The organism is Caballeronia sp., assembly GCF_028292365.1.
Classification (GTDB): domain Bacteria; phylum Pseudomonadota; class Gammaproteobacteria; order Burkholderiales; family Burkholderiaceae; genus Caballeronia.
The window spans coordinates 1-16135 of record NZ_JAQGMM010000083.1; the positions used below are offsets into that span (position 1 = coordinate 1).

The 16135-nt window shown below is 61.3% G+C and carries 11 protein-coding genes; 9 read left to right on the plus strand and 2 right to left on the minus strand.

Annotated elements, in window-relative coordinates:
* Positions 1 to 198: 198 nt before the first annotated feature.
* From ligD to JWR14_RS04770, 6 genes are all read left to right on the plus strand, one after another.
* On the plus strand, positions 199 to 3084 hold the full coding sequence (ligD, locus tag JWR14_RS04745; RefSeq protein WP_299702181.1) for a DNA ligase D: 2886 nt from the start codon (positions 199 to 201) through the stop codon (positions 3082 to 3084).
* Between the two features lie 61 nt (positions 3085 to 3145).
* The gene (locus JWR14_RS04750; RefSeq protein ID WP_299702184.1) at positions 3146 to 3484 is read left to right on the plus strand and encodes a hypothetical protein; all 339 of its coding nucleotides are present in this window, start codon (positions 3146 to 3148) and stop codon (positions 3482 to 3484) included.
* Between the two features lie 402 nt (positions 3485 to 3886).
* The gene (locus JWR14_RS04755; RefSeq protein ID WP_299702188.1) at positions 3887 to 4486 is read left to right on the plus strand and encodes a biliverdin-producing heme oxygenase; all 600 of its coding nucleotides are present in this window, start codon (positions 3887 to 3889) and stop codon (positions 4484 to 4486) included.
* The gene (locus tag JWR14_RS04760) at positions 4483 to 6981 is read left to right on the plus strand and encodes an ATP-binding protein (protein WP_299702191.1); all 2499 of its coding nucleotides are present in this window, start codon (positions 4483 to 4485) and stop codon (positions 6979 to 6981) included. The genes JWR14_RS04755 and JWR14_RS04760 overlap by 4 nt, the downstream gene beginning before the upstream one ends.
* A gap of 95 nt (positions 6982 to 7076) precedes the next feature.
* Positions 7077 to 7541, plus strand: coding sequence for a response regulator (locus JWR14_RS04765; protein ID WP_299702212.1), 465 nt, complete (start codon positions 7077 to 7079; stop codon positions 7539 to 7541).
* A 136-nt stretch (positions 7542 to 7677) separates the two neighbouring features.
* Positions 7678 to 9618 carry a response regulator gene (locus JWR14_RS04770; RefSeq protein WP_299702193.1) on the plus strand — a complete coding sequence of 647 codons (1941 nt, stop codon included), beginning with the start codon at positions 7678 to 7680 and terminating at the stop codon, positions 9616 to 9618.
* Between the two features lie 39 nt (positions 9619 to 9657).
* Here the strand turns inward: JWR14_RS04770 and fetB are convergent, their stop codons facing one another.
* The gene (gene fetB / locus JWR14_RS04775; protein ID WP_299702196.1) at positions 9658 to 10470 is read right to left on the minus strand and encodes an iron export ABC transporter permease subunit FetB; all 813 of its coding nucleotides are present in this window, start codon (positions 10468 to 10470) and stop codon (positions 9658 to 9660) included.
* Entirely contained in the window at positions 10467 to 11147 is a 681-nt protein-coding gene (locus JWR14_RS04780; protein WP_299702200.1) for an ATP-binding cassette domain-containing protein, read from the minus strand. Before JWR14_RS04780 ends, fetB begins: the two co-directional genes overlap by 4 nt.
* 214 nt (positions 11148 to 11361) lie before the next feature.
* Between JWR14_RS04780 and JWR14_RS04785 the strand changes: the two genes are divergently transcribed.
* From JWR14_RS04785 to JWR14_RS04795, 3 genes are all read left to right on the plus strand, one after another.
* Entirely contained in the window at positions 11362 to 13785 is a 2424-nt protein-coding gene (locus JWR14_RS04785; protein ID WP_299702203.1) for an AsmA family protein, read from the plus strand.
* 216 nt (positions 13786 to 14001) lie between these two features.
* The gene (locus JWR14_RS04790; RefSeq protein WP_299702206.1) at positions 14002 to 14274 is read left to right on the plus strand and encodes a helix-turn-helix transcriptional regulator; all 273 of its coding nucleotides are present in this window, start codon (positions 14002 to 14004) and stop codon (positions 14272 to 14274) included.
* A complete protein-coding gene (locus JWR14_RS04795) occupies positions 14271 to 15563 on the plus strand; it encodes a type II toxin-antitoxin system HipA family toxin (protein WP_299702209.1) in 1293 nt (430 codons plus the stop codon). The genes JWR14_RS04790 and JWR14_RS04795 overlap by 4 nt, the downstream gene beginning before the upstream one ends.
* Positions 15564 to 16135 lie beyond the last annotated feature (572 nt).

Below are 16135 nucleotides of genomic sequence, written 5' to 3' on the forward strand. Positions count from 1 at the left end.
GAGACGCGGCGCTAAAAGCACCGGCAGCGGCGAGGATGACACGGCCGATGCCGAAGCCGCGGAACCGGCGGCCAAACCGGCACGCAAGACAACGACGCGCCGCAAACGCGCTTAAGCCCGTCGTCGCGGGTTGAGTCAATGTGCTGACTCAATGCGCTGAGTTACACGTCTAAACGCACTACAAAAAACGATCCGCTAATGGCCGATAAACTCGACACCTATCAGCGTATGAGGCGCTTCAACCAGACGCCCGAGCCATCCGGTCAGGCGGCTGACAAGGCCCGAGCCCGGCGTGCGTCGAAAAAGGCTCAGGCGAGCGCGCTTTCGTTCGTTATCCAGGAACACGATGCCCGGCGTCTTCATTACGATTTTCGTCTCGAACTGGATGGCACGCTGAAATCCTGGGCCGTACCGAAGGGGCCGAGTCTCGATCCGTCAGTCAAACGGCTGGCTGTGCATGTGGAAGATCATCCGATCGACTACGGCTCGTTCGAAGGCAGTATCCCAGAGGGAAATTACGGCGCGGGCAGCGTGATCGTGTGGGATCGCGGGACGTGGGAGCCGCAGACTGGCAGCATCGACGAAGCCCGTGAAACGTACGCGAAGGGCAAGCTCAAGTTTGTCCTGCACGGTGAAAAGCTGCACGGCGGCTGGACGCTCGTACGCAGCAACATGCGTGGCAACAGCGACAAAGAGCAATGGCTGTTGATCAAGGAGCGTGACGACGAAGCGCGCAACGAGGCCGACTACGACGTGCTGCTCAAGCAACCGGGCAGTGTGATGAGCGACTCGCTCGGCGCGCGCACGAAGAACGGTGAAGTACGCGAAAGGACCGAGCGAAAGACCGCGGCTAAGGCGAGCAAAACGACGAAGGCCGCACCACCGCCGAAGCGTCCTGCCGTGAAGGATCAAGGCAAGGGCCCTGAGCGGCCGCGGCCGGATATCGTGGCGAACCGGAGCGGGGAATCGCTGCGCACGCTCGCCGATAACCCCGCGATCCAGGACGCAGTACGCGCGAAGCTTCCTGCAACCATGAAGCCCCAATTGGCGACACTCGTGGACACCGCACCATCGAGCGACGACTGGTCGTACGAAATCAAGTTCGATGGTTATCGGATTCTTGTGCGCATTGACCGGCAGGCTGCATCAAAGGCGAAATCCACGCAGGTCTTCACGCGCAACGGTCACGACTGGACCGACAAGTTCAGCCGCCAGGTCAAGGCGCTGAGTCAACTCGATGTGGATAGCGCGTGGCTCGACGGCGAAGCGGTCGTGCTCGACGACAACGACCTGCCCAGTTTCCAGAAACTGCAGAACGCCTTCGACGCCAATCGTCCTCAAGATATCGCTGTCTATTTCTTCGATATCCCCTACCTGAACGGTTACGACCTGCGTGGCGTGCCGCTGGTGCAGCGGCGAGCGATCTTGAAGGCGCTGCTGGAACCGGTCGATGACGACGCGCTGCGCTTCTCCGCCGACTTCGAATTCAGCGTCGATGATCTGTTGAAAAGCGCTTGCGACATGGCGCTGGAGGGGATTATCGGCAAGCGGCACGACAGCACGTATACACCGGGGCGAAGCAACGCATGGATCAAGCTTAAATGCCGGCGCCGGCAGGAGTTTGTGATCGGCGGCTATTCGGAGCCGACGGGCAGCCGGGGGCAGTTTGGCGCGTTATTGCTTGGCGTTTATGACGCGAACGGCAAGCTGCAATACGCCGGGCGCGTGGGCAGCGGCTTCGATGCATCGACTCTGCGCGCTGTCAAAAAGCAACTCGATGCACGCGAGGCCAAGACAATGCCGTTCGCCAGCGCGCCGAAAGAGCGTAGCCGTACGCCGGTGCATTGGGTCAGACCGGAACTTGTCGCCGAATGCAATTTCGCCGAATGGACGTCGGAGCGGATCGTCCGGCAAGCATCGTTCGTGAGCCTGAGGGACGACAAGCCGGCGCGGGAGATCGTCAAGGAAGTGCCGAAAACGACGAAGGAGGTTGGGTTGAACGACGAGGACGAAAGAGACAACAAGCCCACGAAGAAGACAGCGGCCAAGAGCACGGCGAAAGCGACTCGCGCGGTGAAAGCGGCGACGAAAAAAACTTCGTCGAAGACCACTGATTCGTCAAAACCAGCCAGTAAATCCACGACGGCCGCAACGAAATCCGCCGCTAAAAAATCCACGCGCAGTTCCGCTGGTACCGAGCTTGTAGCGGGCGTAAAGATCAGTCATCCCGATCGTGTGATCGATCCCTCGGCAGGTACGCGCAAGCTCGATCTCGCGCTTTACTACGAGGCTGTCGCGCCATGGATGTTGTCGCATCTCAAAGACCGGCCGGTGTCACTGGTGCGTGCGCCGGAGGATATCGGCGGCGAGTTGTTCTTTCAGAAGCACAGCGAAAAGCTGACCATTCCGAACGTCAAGCAGCATCCGGGCATCGATCCTGGTCATCCCGCGCTCATTACTATAGAAAACGTCGGCGCACTGGTGGGTGCGGCGCAAATGGGCACGATCGAGATGCACACCTGGAATGCGCTCGCTGCCAAACTCGAGAAGCCCGACCGCATGGTCTTCGATCTTGATCCAGGCGAAGGACTCGGCTGGGACCGGATGCAGGAGGCCGCGCGCCTGACGCATGAATTGCTGATGGAACTCGGCCTTGAATCGTTCTGCAAGACGAGCGGCGGCAAGGGCCTGCATGTGGTCGTGCCGCTTACACCGCAAGCCGGCTGGGACGAAGTGAAGGGATTCTCGCAGGCGGTCGCGCAGCACATGGCCAGCACGCTGCCCAAGTATTTCTCCGCGAAAATGGGCAAGCAGAATCGCCGGGACAAGATCTTCGTCGACTACTTGCGCAACAACCGGGGCTCGAGCACGGTCGCCGCGTTCTCGCTTCGCGCGCGGCCGGGCATGGGGGCGTCGGTTCCTATCGGCTGGGATGAACTTGACGCCACCACCAGCGGCGATCAATGGAATATCGGCAACCTGCATGAGCGCCTGGACGCACTCAAAACCGATCCATGGAGCCAATACGCGAAAACACGGCAACGCATCACCGCTTCCATGAAAAAGCGGCTCGATATTGAGTGAACAAGGGGGAACGATAACCGCACAACGATCACCGCATCACAATCCCGACAGCGAGGTTGCAATGACGAAGCAAGGCAAGACATCACACGACGCCGCCAACACCACGCGTCAAGGTCCGGCGCAAGACGGACGTGAGCTGGAAAGCAAACATCCCGCGCAGCAAAAACGCGATGACGGTGCGGACGTGCCATTGCCACATGAGACCGATCAGAGTCCTGCGTCGCAGCAGGAAGATGAACCGCGTGAGGTCGGAGAGCAAGCTCACGAAGACCTGGAGCGTGGCTTGCAGGACACGGATCGCCGCGGCGGCGCGGAGTATCAGGAACGAACCCAGGAGCGGACGCAGGAGCGCACACAAACGGGTTCACGCACGGATCAGGGCAGCAAGCGCAAGCAGTGATGCGGCGCCGCCGGTTTGCTGCCCGTGGTCAACAAAGCGCCTCTTGCGTAGAATGGGCGCGCGGTATTGGAGAACTCGCACGGCCGCGTGCGAGCCAAGCTGAGAAAGGCGTTCATCCCACCCGCTGCAGTTGTTTCTACCATTTTGCGTGCGCGCCGACCTTGTGCATCGGTAATCGATGCCGATCCGGCGCGGAGTTCGAGGCGGCGAGCCAGGAGCGTTCGATGCCCCGCCGGCCGCAGTCACATGGCGGCCCACGCCGCAGTCACCTGAATTGCCGTAACACCACGCGCCGGGGTCCGGCATGGCCACCCGGCACCCGGTATCTGGCGGTCGGGACAACATCGCGGGATTCGCGCGGCAATCCATCGGCAAACCAGCGGCAAACCTATTAAATGGATCATGCAATACGATCTCCTGTCCCGTCTGAAAAACGAAACTACCGCGTGTCATGAGCGGCTGGAAAACGCACTGGACCTGATGCGCTTTGAGTGGCTGCGAGAGGACTATGTGGCCTTGCTCGAAGGCTTTTGCGGATACGTCGCACCGTGGGAGGATGCGGCGGCGGCCTCCATGCCCGCGCATCTGCGCGACTTTTTCGACGGGCGTCGCAAGGCGTCGCTGCTCGCTTCGGACCTGGCGCACCTGACCGGCGATAACAACCGCGCGAACGGGGTGACTAAAATTGAACAGCTGCCTGCGATGGACAGCATCGGCCGCGTCTTCGGCTCCATGTACGTGATGGAAGGCTCCACGCTCGGAGGACGTTTCATCGCGCCGCACGTCGCGACAGTGCTCGGTCTCCAAAGCGGCTCCGGTAACGCTTATTTCGAAGGTTATGGATTACGTACGGGCAGTATGTGGAACGCGTTTCGCGAGACCGCGAGCGCGAACGTGCCGTCTGAGCAGTACGACGAAGCGGTGCATGCTGCGATCGCCACGTTCGACGGGTTGCACGGCTGGCTTGACCCGGTTCGCACAGGATGGGGAGCAACGGCATGAGCAGTGGGCCAGAGCCAGTGTCGCAGCATACGGCGGCCATGCGTGGGCTGGATAATCGCAACGGTTCAAGTCCGGGTGTGAACGCAAGCACAACTGCGGATCGGGAAGCGCTAACCGGCGCAGAGCCCGCCCACGGGACCCTCACGGCATCTACGGCACTCACGGCAGACGGTGCGGGCGCGACGAATGCGCAGTGCGACGCCGAACCCATCCACATTCCCGGCGGGATCCAGCCGCATGGTTATCTGCTCTGCCTTTCCAGCGCGCTTACGATCGTCCAGGCTAGCGAGAATGTCGCCACGCTCGTGGGCAGTCCAGTGGAGCGATTGCTGGGCGAACCCGTGGATGTGGTCATTGGCGCGGCTGCTGCGGCGCGGGTCTCCCATGCTGCTGCCACGGCGATGCTCGACGAGGCGCCGCTCTATCTCGGCGTGATCGACAACCCGCTCTTCATCCCGCGTGATGCCGCACGGAAGCACCTGTCCACGGCAACGGACGGTCCCGAACTCGACATCACCATGCATCGGCACGACGGCAACCTGATCGTCGAACTCGAAGTGGCACGGCATCCGACTGCAGACGTGTTTGCATCGATGTATCCGTTAGTGCGCACCTTCACACGCAGCCTGCAGGACGTGGTGACCCTGACCGAACTCGTGAACCTGGCCGTGCGCGAAGTGCGCGCGATGACAGGTTTTGGCCGTGTGCTGATCTACAAATTCGACGACGAGGGCCGCAGCCACGTGCTGGCGGAGCATATCGAGGACGGATACACGTCGTTCCTGGATCAGTTGTTCCCCGCTTCCGATATCCCGCGTCAGGCTCGCGCGTTATATGTGAAACAGCGCGTGCGGCTCGTCGCGAACGTGGACGCAAAAGCCGCGCGACTCGTTCCGCCCGTGAACCCTGCGACTGGCCGCCCGACCGACCTCACTTATGCCGCGCTGCGCAGTTTCTCGCCGATCCATCTCGAGTACATGCGCAACATGGGTACGCACGCATCAATGTCGGTGTCGCTGGTCGTGCGCGGCAAGCTCTGGGGTCTGATTTCCTGCCATGACCACGACGCGCGTCTCGTGCCGTTCGAAGTGCGAGTCGCGATCGAGCATCTGGGGCAGCTCCTGTCGCTGCAGATCGAGGCGAAGGAGGAGCGCGCGGAGACGGCGTATCTGCTGGGCCTTCGACGCACGATGTCGCAGCTCATGGCCGCCTTGGCGGAGCAAGACGACTATTTATCGGTTCTTAAATCGGCGCCTGGCGAATTGCTGTGTTTTGCCGGATCGACCGGTGCCGCAATCGTGGTGGACGGTAAGGCCACGCTGATGGGTTCCACTCCGGACCCGCAGACCGTGCTCGCGCTGGCGCAGTGGCTCGCGTCAAGCACGTCGGGCGTCTACGCAACCGATTTTTTGTCGCAAGAGTGGCCGCGGGCGTCTCAACACACGGACAACGCGAGCGGCATCCTGGCCGTACCTATCTCACAGATATTTCGCAACTACGTCATCTGGTTCCGTCCTGAAACAACGCGCACGATCACGTGGGCGGGCGAACCGGTCAAAGGCGTGTCGAGTCAGAACGGCAGCGTGGCGCCGCGAAAAGACTTTGCGCCCTGGCTCGAAACCGTGCGCAACCGGTCGCTGCGCTGGCATCCGGTGGAGCTCGAAATTGCGGGCGAATTCCGCTTGGGCATGCTCAATATCGTGTTGCGCCGCGCTGAAGAACTGGCCGAGCTCGCGAATGAATTGCGTCGTGCAAACAAGGAACTCGAGGCGTTTTCGTATTCTGTTTCGCACGACCTGCGCGCGCCGCTGCGCCATATTGCCGGGTATGGGGACTTGCTGCGGGAAAGCGAGGGCGAGACGCTGTCCGAGCGCAGCAAGCGCTTCCTGAACAACATGCTTGAGTCGGCGCGTTTCGCTGGCGTGCTTGTCGACGACTTGCTCACGTTTTCACAAATGGGCCGTGCCGCGCTGCGCCCGGTGAGCGTCGATCTGAATCAGTTGGTGAGATCGGTCGCGCAAGAATTTGCCGCCGAGACAGCGAACCGAAAGGTGGAGTGGATTGTCCCGGATCTGCCTACAGTGACTGGTGACCCGGCGTTCCTGCAGATCGCGTTGCGTAATCTGTTCTCGAACGCGGTGAAATATACGCGTACACGAGAATCGGCGAAAATTGAGTTGTTGGTGAATTCGACAGCCGATGAATACATTGTCAGCGTGCGGGACAATGGTGTCGGGTTCAACATGAAGTACGTGAACAAGCTGTTCGGCGTGTTTCAGCGGCTGCATCGCGCGGAAGAGTTCGACGGCACCGGCATCGGCCTGGCGAACGTGCGCCGGATCATAGAGCGGCACGACGGCAGGACCTGGGCCGAAGGCCGCGAAGGCGAGGGCGCCGCGTTCCACTTTTCACTGCCTAAGGTATTCAGGGCCGAACCCACCGAAACCGGCGCCGGCAAGCTGCGTAAGCCGGCGCTGCCGTCACCGCGGAGCTGAGCGTGCCATGCTTGACCGATGACGCAGCGTTTCACTGAACTGGTCGCCGAGTGAATGATCTCACCACCGTTTATTTCAACCCGTCATACCGGACCATGCTGAAACCCATTTTGCTTGTCGAAGACAATCCCAGCGATCTCGAACTGACCCTCGTGGCGCTCGGCAAAAGCCAGCTTGCCAACGAAGTGATCGTGGCGCGCGACGGCCAGGAAGCAATCGATTACCTGCGTTGCGAAGGCGAATGGAGCGACCGCAATCCAGGCAATCCCGCAGTCATCCTGCTCGACTTGAAGCTGCCGAAAATAGACGGTCTGGAAGTGCTGGAAACCATCCGTTCCACGGAGGCGCTGAAGGCGATTCCGGTGGTCATGCTGACGTCGTCGCGTGAGGAGCCCGATCTCGTGCGCAGCTACGCGCTCGGCGCGAATGCTTATGTGGTGAAACCGGTCGAGTTCAATGAGTTTGTGCAGGCAATAGCCGATCTCGGCGTGTTCTGGGCCGTGCTCAACGAGCCGCCGCCCGGGTCGACGCGCCTTCGCCGTCAGTTCGCGCCGGAATGAATCTGGTGCACACTGGCGTCTTCCTCCTGCACGGCGCCCGGCGTAGCCGCTTGGTCCCGCTGGTCCTTTCGTTGTTTTGCCCGATGCGACCTGCCCGGCAGTATCGCGTGTGCCGGCTCGCCTGAGTGCCCTGACCATGCAGCCTTTGCATCTGCTTCTCGTAGAAGACAACGCGCTCGACGCGGAACTGACCCTGACGCAGTTGGAACGCGCCGACTATAAGGTCGACGTGCAAATCGTCTATACGGAACAGGGTTTCATCGCGGCGCTCGAGGCGTCCGACTTCGATGTGATCCTCGCGGACTTCGTGATGCCGGTGTTCTCCGGCGTCGAAGCGTTGGCGATCGCCCGCGAGCGCGTGCCGCATACGCCGTTCATCTTCGTTTCCGGCGTGCTCGGCGAGGAGCATGCCGTCGACATGCTCAAACGCGGCGCCACCGACTATGTCCTGAAGCAGCGCCTGCAACGGTTGCCTGCCGTCGTGCGGCGCGCCTTGACGGAAAGCACTGAGCGCCAGCAGCGGATTGCGGTTGAACGCGCGCTGCGGGAGACGGAAACGCACTTCCGCTTGCTGGTGGATGCACTGAAGGATTACGCCGTCATCACACTCGACCAGGAAGGCCGGATCCGGACCTGGAACGCGGCGTCGGAGCGAATTCTCGGGTTCGCGGCACAGGATGTGGTCGGCCGGTCGGCCGAAGTGTTCTATGGTCAGGAAGATCGCGACACCCATGTGTTTGCGCAGGAGCTGGAGACGGCGCAAGCCGATGGCAGTGCGAGCGACGACCGCTGGCTCTGGCGCCGAGACGGGCGCTCGTTTTTCGCATCGGGCGTGACGACAGCGATTCGTGCCGATAACGGCGACCTGATCGGCTACTCGAAGATCATCCGCGACGTCACCGAAGAGCACATGGCCGCCGATGCTTTGCGGGTGGCCAAGGAACAGGCCGAGACCGCGAATCGGGCGAAGGATCATTTCCTGGCGGTGCTGTCGCATGAATTGCGTACACCGCTGACGCCGATTGTTGCGGCCGTGCGTTTGCTGGAGATACGCCACGCGCTGCCCGCTGACGCCCAGGCGACGCTCGAACTGATCCGGCGCAATGTGGAGCTGGAGGCGCGCCTGATCGACGATCTGCTCGACCTGACCAGCATCGCGCGCGGCAAGCTTTCGCTGAACTTTGCGAATGTGGTGCTGGAGACGCTGATGTCGAGTGCGCTCGATATGTCGGAGTCCGATTTGCGCGGCAAGGGCCTGACGCTGGAAACAACCTTGGGCGCGACCTCCACGCTGGTTTTCGGCGATGCCGCGCGCTTGCAGCAGATCGTGTGGAACCTGATGAAAAACGCGGTGAAGTTCACGCCGGCGGGCGGGCGTATTGCGGTGCGGATGTGGAATCCGGATAGCTCGACCGTCGCGATTTCAGTCACCGACAGCGGCATCGGGATTAGCGCCGAAGCGTTGCCGCGGATCTTTTCAGCCTTCGAACAAGCCGATGATTCCATCACACGCGCGTTCGGCGGGTTGGGGCTTGGCCTGGCTATCGCCAGTACGCTTGCGTTGAAGCATGGCGGAACGCTGACGGCTCAGAGCGATGGGCGCGACAAGGGAGCACGGTTCACGCTGACGCTGCCGCTCGTGAAGGCGGGGACGGAAGATGAAACGTCGCCGCGCGCGACGCAGGACCCCGATGAGATCGTGCGGTCGCTGAAGGTGCTGCTCGTCGAGGACAACGAATACACATCGTCCGCCATGGCGCAGGTGCTGGAGTTGCTCGGGCATCAGGTCGGCGTTGCCACCACGGTCGCGGAAGCGCTGGCTTTGGCGCGGGGTGAAACGTTCGATCTGCTGGTCAGCGATATCGGCCTGCCCGATGGCAGCGGGCTCGAGGTCGCCCGCGCGTGGACTGACTTGCAACCCGGCAAACCGTCGGTTGCCATTACGGGTTACGGCATGGACGAAGATATCCGTCGATGCCGCGATGCCGGGTTTATGGATCACCTGACCAAGCCGGTCGACTTCGCCCGGCTAGAGTCGCTGATTCACGCTTTGGCACGACGGCCGGGCGGCGCGTAGTGCATGGGCTTGCACGGGACATCGCTCTGTCCGCGTCTTTTATCCGCGCTTCGGTTTTTCCCTCTCCACGAGCTTCGACGCCATGAACCGGTGTTCCGGCGAGAACAGCCGCCTGTAGGTCAGCAACACTGCGCCCACCGTTCCGAGAGCCGATGAGGCCGCGATAAAAAACATGATGACGATCTGATAGCGGACCGCCTGCAGCGGCGACTGGCCCGCCAGCACCTGGCCCGTCATCATGCCCGGCAGGCTGACGAGTCCCACTACGGTCATCTGGTTCAACGTCGGGATCATGCCCGCCCGCACGGCCTGGCGCGCGGGCCCTTGGGCTGCTTCCCATCGCGTCGCACCGAGCGCGAGCGACATTTCCACCGTGCCTCGTCCCGCCGTCAGTTCCTCTGTCATCCGCTCGATGCCGAGCGACACCCCCGTCAACGTGTTGCCTAGGATCATGCCGAGGATCGGTATGGCGTATTGCGGCTCGTACCACGGATGAATCCGGATCACGACGAACAATCCCACCGCGGCCACCAGCCACGAGCTCACCCAGATCGACACAACGCTATCCACCCGCTGCCCGACGTACGTGCGCCTTCCGCGATTCGATGCCGATAGACCCGCTATCAGCGTCATCAGGGCCATGAGCGGCAAGACGACGTACCAGCGCGAAAACTGGAAGACCCAACCGAGCACGTAACCAATGGCGAGCAGTTGCACGACCGTGCGCACCGCCGCCCACATCAGCTTGCGCTCCAGGTCGAGCTTCAGCGCAACCGACAACAACCCGTTGATCAAAATCAGCGCCGCCGCGATCCCGATATCGAGCAGGCTCAGGTTCTGATAGCCGCTCATGACAATGTCCCCGCGGTCATCACGAGCTGGCGTTCGCCGACGCGTTGTGCCTGCGCCGGGTCGTGCGACACCCAGATGCTGGCGCGTTCGCCCGGGTGCTCGTCGAACCAGGCGCCGACGAGCGCTTCTATTTCCAGCGCGGAAGCGGGATCGAGCGATGCCGTCGGTTCATCGAGGAGCAGCACGTCGGGGTCCACTTGCAACACGCGTATCAACGCGGCAACTTGCGCTTCGCCGCCCGATAGCTCACTCGCGCGTTTATCGAGGAAATCGGCTTCGCGGCCTGCCCGACGGGCCAGGTTGACGACCCGATCACGATCGAAGCGCACGTCCCGATACACCTTCAGCGAAAACGGATAACGCAGGTTGTCTTCCACGCTGCCATCGAGCATGGCTGGGCGTTGCGCGATATAAGCAATTCGCCGCCTGTACGCGGGAATACGCGCGCGCGTGATGGTCTTGTCACGCCACTGGATCACGCCGTCATCGGCACGATCGAGCAGCGCAAGCGCACGCAGGAACACGCTCTTGCCTGAGCCCGACGGGCCTGTGATAACCGCGCGCTGGCCGCCGGACAAAGTGAACGTGGTGGGATGCAGCAAGACCAGGTCGCGTATGGGATCGCGGCGGGTGAGCGCTGTTGCGCGAATCAGGGGCGTGTCGGCTGGCGTGGACATGGCGAAGACAGGCTCGGGGAATGGTCTCGGAGCGCAATCATAAATCAACGCTGCTTGCGCGACCCTGGGTGCGTTGCACGTGAGTCCTGATACGGCCATTCACGCGTTGAGCATGAAGGGACGCAGATCCTCGCGGCAAGGCGGAGCTAGTCGATATCATCGCCGGGCACGGGACGTGCTGCCCGGTCTTTCAAGAAAAATAGAGGGAGCCGCTATGGCGCTTGGCCGGAAAATCGGAAAAACAGTCGCCTGGATCATTGGCATTCTGATCATCCTGATCGCTGTGCTAGTAATCGTTTTCTTGACCTTCGACTGGAACCGGGCCCGCCCCTGGGTCGACGATAAAGTCTCGCAGGCCATCGGCCGGCAGTTCCAGATTACGGGGGACCTGAAGGTCGGCTGGCAACGGCCGCCCGGTGAAACCGGCTGGCGCCGCTGGGTTCCATGGCCGCGTTTCTCGGCGGAAAAAATCACGATTGCGAATCCCGACTGGACCAAACAAAAGTTCTTCGCGACCCTGGACGAGATCGATTTCCAGGTCGAGATCCTGCCGCTGCTCGCGCATAACATCGTAATTCCATCGATCAACCTGGTGAATCCCTCAGTCGATCTGGAACGCCTGAAAGACAACCGCAATAACTGGACGCTGAAGTTCAAGCAATCGACCGAACCGTCGACCTGGAACCTTCAACTGCGTGACATCGCGCTAAACAAGGGCACCATTGCGTATGCCGATGAAATCACGAAAGCGGACATGCAAGTGGTCGTGAATACGCTTGGCCAGATGATTCCCATCGGCGATGTCATGAAGCAGCAGGAGGCGGCATCGCAGAAATCGTCGGCCCAGATGGTCGGCAAGAGCGGCGCGACCAAGCTGAACCAGCAAGTCGATAAAGCGGCGGCATCGGAGGCAGCGGCTGCCTCCGCGGCGTCGGCCGCAGCCGCTGAAAATGCGAGCGCACCGAACCCCGCAAGCGTCTCGGCGAACACCAGCATTACCACGAAGGAAGGGCCGAAGCCGCCCGTGCCGCCTTATGGCATCGGCTGGTCGGTAAAGGGTAAATACAACAGCGTGGCGGTGTCCGGCGACGGCAAGGTCGGCGGCGTGCTCGCCTTGCAGGACGCCATGCGCCCGTTCCCCGTGCAGGCCGATGTTCGTATCGGCGACACGCATATTGCTTTTGTCGGGACCGTGACAGACCCGGCCCATCTCGCCGCGCTCGACTTGCGACTTTGGCTGCAGGGCGTGAGCCTCGAGCATTTGTATCCGATCGTCGGCGTGACGCTGCCGGCGACGCCGCCGTATGCAACGGAAGGACGGCTCGTCGGCCAGTTCAAGGCTGACGGCAATGTCTTCAGGTACGAGAACTTCACCGGACGCGTGGGCGGCAGCGACCTGAACGGCTCGCTGACGTTCGTAGGACGCAAGCCGCGGCCCTTGCTCTCGGGCGAGCTCGTATCGAACTTGCTCCAGTTCGCAGATCTCGCACCGATCATCGGCGCCGATTCGAACGCGAGCAAAGCCAAGCGTGGCGACTCGGAGAAGCAGCCGTCGTCGAAGGCGTTGCCGGCCGAGGAGTTCAAGACGGATCGATGGAAGGCGATTGATGCCGACGTGAAGTTTACCGGCCGCAAGATCATCAAGGACCCGGCGCTGCCGATCACCAACCTCTATACGCACGTGCTGATGACGGACGGCGTGCTGTCGTTCGAACCGCTGTCGTTCGGCGTGGCGGGCGGGACGTTGTCGTCCAACATTCACCTCGATGGCAGCAAGGAGCCGCTCCAGGGCCGTTTCTCGACCTCGGCGCGGCATCTGAAGCTCAAGCAGTTGCTGCCGACCGTCAAGACGATGCAATCGGCGCTGGGTGAAGTGAACGGGGACGCGGCGTTATCGGCGACGGGCAATTCGCCGGCCGCACTTGCTGGAACCATGAACGGCGAGGTCAAGACACTGATCACCGACGGCACGGTCAGCCGGCTGTACATGGAAGCGGCAGGGCTGAACGTGGCGAACGCGGTCTATGAAAAGCTGTTCGGCAAGCACGATGTGAAGATCAACTGCGCGGCGGCAGATTTTGTCGCGACCAATGGCGTACTGGAATCGCGCGTGTTTGCCCTCGATACCGACGACGCCGTGATCAACATGGACGGAACCGTCAATCTGAAGACCGAGGAGATGGACCTGAACATTCATCCGCACACGAAGGGTTTCCGGGTATTTTCGCTGCGCTCTCCGCTGTACGTGAAGGGGACGTTCAAGGACCCGCATGTGGGCGTGAGTGCCGGTGCACTGGCGGCCCGCAGCGTGGCGGCGGTCGGGCTGGGCTTGCTTAACCCCTTTGCCGCGCTGATCCCGTTGATCGCGCCGAGTAACAACAAACCGCTGCCATGCACGCAAATGCTTGCCGATATGCGCACTGCGCCGTCCGCACCACCGCCGGGGCAGAAACAAAAAGCGAAGGGTGCACCTGGATATATGGAGCCGGGGGTGGCGAATCCGGCGGCTGGGTCGGCCGCGGCTGCGGCTTCATCGTCGTCCGGTAGTTCGAATGGGGCGACGAAGGGCCGAAACGGAAGCTCGGCCCGTCCGGCGGTGTCGACGCCGGCCAGTGCGGCGCTTTATCGCGGAAGCTGACAGTTGGCGACGGGGACTGCCCATTTCGTGTGGTGGATTGTCGGTGTTAGTCAACTCAGATATTAAAAATGCGCGTCTTGACGCGCATTTTTAATATCGACAGGCATAAATGCGCATAATAATGCGCATTTCATTGCGATCAGCAGAAAGAAATCAAATCGAAAAAAATGCGCATCATGCTGCGCAAAAAACAAAAAAAGTCTACAATTGCGCATCATGACGCGCAAACACACAGACCCCATCAGCAATTTCGAGCGAGTGGCAGCGGAACTCCGCTCGCTTCGGCGTGAGCGACGCATGAGTCAGCAGACGTTGGCTGATCGTGCGGGCGTAGCCCGGCGCACAATCACCAATGCGGAAGGCGCACAAAACGTCGGCCTTCATGAGCTTTGCCGGATCGCCAACGCGCTCGGCCATGACTTCACACTGCGTCCGAAAGACACTGTGGTCTTCGAAGATCTGGACTTCTTCTTCAGGGAGGACGAATGAGCACGCCGTCCCCGCTTAGGCCTGCGCCGCCGTTCGACCTGGAACAGCTCTTCGACAAAATCCGCCGTCTCGACGTCCACACGCCGCAGGGTATGGCCGGCTTGCTGGCGAAGGAGAGCACGTTTGTCTTCAACTACGGCGAAGTCGAGCCGGACGCGGCCGTCTCGCTGACCATGCCTGTGCGGCGCAAGAGCTACAGCAGCGGCGCGCTGATGAACGTGTTCGCGATGAATCGCCCGGAAGGCTATTTGCGATACATCATCGAAGAACGGCTGGCGCGCTTCGGCACTCCCAGCGACATGTTCCTGCTGTTCCTCGCCGGGCGAAACCAGATTGGCAGGCTCACCTACGCGCTGCATGGCCAGACAGTGCCCGAAGGCGAGGGCGAGCGGCTGGACGAACTGCTGTCATCGCCATCGGGACAATTGTTCGAGCGGCTGGTGAGCAAATATGCGCTCGGCTCGGGCATTTCAGGTGTGCAGCCGAAGGCGGTGGTGCCTCTCGCTCCCGAGGTTCCCGCCCGCGTTGCGGCACCCGGCGTCGCTACACTCGACGCACACGCGACCTTGCCGCTGACCACGGTGATCGTGAAGGCTGAGGGCGACGACTATGCGGGGATCGCCCGCAACGAATTCCTGTGCATGTCGGTGGCGCGCGAGGCGGGTTTCGACGTACCGGATTTCTGGCTCTCCAACGACGGCCTGCTGTTTGTCATGGCGCGTTTCGACCGTGCGCCGGACGGCACGCCGCTCGGCTTCGAAGACATGAGTGTGCTGACCGGCAACGACAAATATCGCGGCAGCTACGAGATGATCGGGCGGGCGGTGGAGATCTACACCGGCGCCGATTTCCGCGCGCAATCGCTGCGTCTGTTCGAGCGCGTCGCACTGTCGTGTTTTCTTCGCGATGGTGACGCGCATATGAAGAACATCGGCATTATCTATACCGATCCAACCGGGCCGCGCCGGCTCTCGCCCATCTACGATGTCGTCTGCACAGGCGTTTATCCGTTGCTTGACGGCCGGATGGCACTGAACCTGAACAAGTCGAAAGTGTTCCCCGTGCCCGGGCAGCTCATTGCGTACGGCGAGCGCCTGGGCCTGAAACGCGCCGAGGCGGAAGCAATCATGCTGCGCATCGATCAGGCATTCGAGACCGTGGCCGAGCGCCTCAGCCAGGACGATCGATACAAAGCCGACGATCTGCTCGCGCGGATTCGAGACGTGATCCGTCGGACCGGCGCAATTCCTGTCGCTCGGGCGAAGCGTCCGGCCTTTCGTGTTCCCTGAAACGTCAGCACGCGCAAAGCGCCTTTGAGTCACGACTATTAAACCGTGCTGCATCAGCGACTTAAGCGTTGAGCCCCGGGCTTATCAACAAGCCTGCCCACAATTACTGGGGATAACTCGCCCGTTGGTTTCGAGCCCGGCAACACGCCGGGCTGACACGCAACGCGTGGTTCAAAACGAATCGATTCGAATCCGCGCATATTTATCAATGACTTAAGAAGATAACCTCACGCTTGTCCACAGGTCCTTCAACAGATTGTGTGCACAACTTCTCTGGCTGAAACGATCGAATCCGCATGCCCGGCGCACTTTGAAGCGGCGCCTGAAAATCGTTTCCGTTCAACGCATTCCGGGGTTTGTCAGAAGGTTGTCAACAGGGTCGTCCCCAATTTCTGTGCACAACTTCGGCCACTGTTGTGATCGACCTGGCTATTCGGGTAGCAGCCGACTAGCATCGGCCGGACAAAAGCCCGTATTTATCCGCAAAGTGTTTCGTTTTCCGTCTTAAAATTGCGCCGCACCCCTTGTTGACCCGGGTGCGCTGCGCCAACTGCCGGCGCTGAAGCACAACC

Excerpts from the sequence above, each read along its gene's own strand:
- ligD (WP_299702181.1), top strand. The coding sequence starts at position 199 with ATGGCCGATAAACTCGACACCTATCAGCGTATGAGGCGCTTCAACCAG.
- JWR14_RS04750 (WP_299702184.1), top strand. The coding sequence starts at position 3,146 with ATGACGAAGCAAGGCAAGACATCACACGACGCCGCCAACACCACGCGT.
- JWR14_RS04755 (WP_299702188.1), top strand. The coding sequence starts at position 3,887 with ATGCAATACGATCTCCTGTCCCGTCTGAAAAACGAAACTACCGCGTGT.
- JWR14_RS04760 (WP_299702191.1), top strand. The coding sequence starts at position 4,483 with ATGAGCAGTGGGCCAGAGCCAGTGTCGCAGCATACGGCGGCCATGCGT.
- JWR14_RS04765 (WP_299702212.1), top strand. The coding sequence starts at position 7,077 with ATGCTGAAACCCATTTTGCTTGTCGAAGACAATCCCAGCGATCTCGAA.
- JWR14_RS04770 (WP_299702193.1), top strand. The coding sequence starts at position 7,678 with ATGCAGCCTTTGCATCTGCTTCTCGTAGAAGACAACGCGCTCGACGCG.
- fetB (WP_299702196.1), bottom strand. The coding sequence starts at position 10,470 with ATGAGCGGCTATCAGAACCTGAGCCTGCTCGATATCGGGATCGCGGCG.
- JWR14_RS04780 (WP_299702200.1), bottom strand. The coding sequence starts at position 11,147 with ATGTCCACGCCAGCCGACACGCCCCTGATTCGCGCAACAGCGCTCACC.
- JWR14_RS04785 (WP_299702203.1), top strand. The coding sequence starts at position 11,362 with ATGGCGCTTGGCCGGAAAATCGGAAAAACAGTCGCCTGGATCATTGGC.
- JWR14_RS04790 (WP_299702206.1), top strand. The coding sequence starts at position 14,002 with ATGACGCGCAAACACACAGACCCCATCAGCAATTTCGAGCGAGTGGCA.
- JWR14_RS04795 (WP_299702209.1), top strand. The coding sequence starts at position 14,271 with ATGAGCACGCCGTCCCCGCTTAGGCCTGCGCCGCCGTTCGACCTGGAA.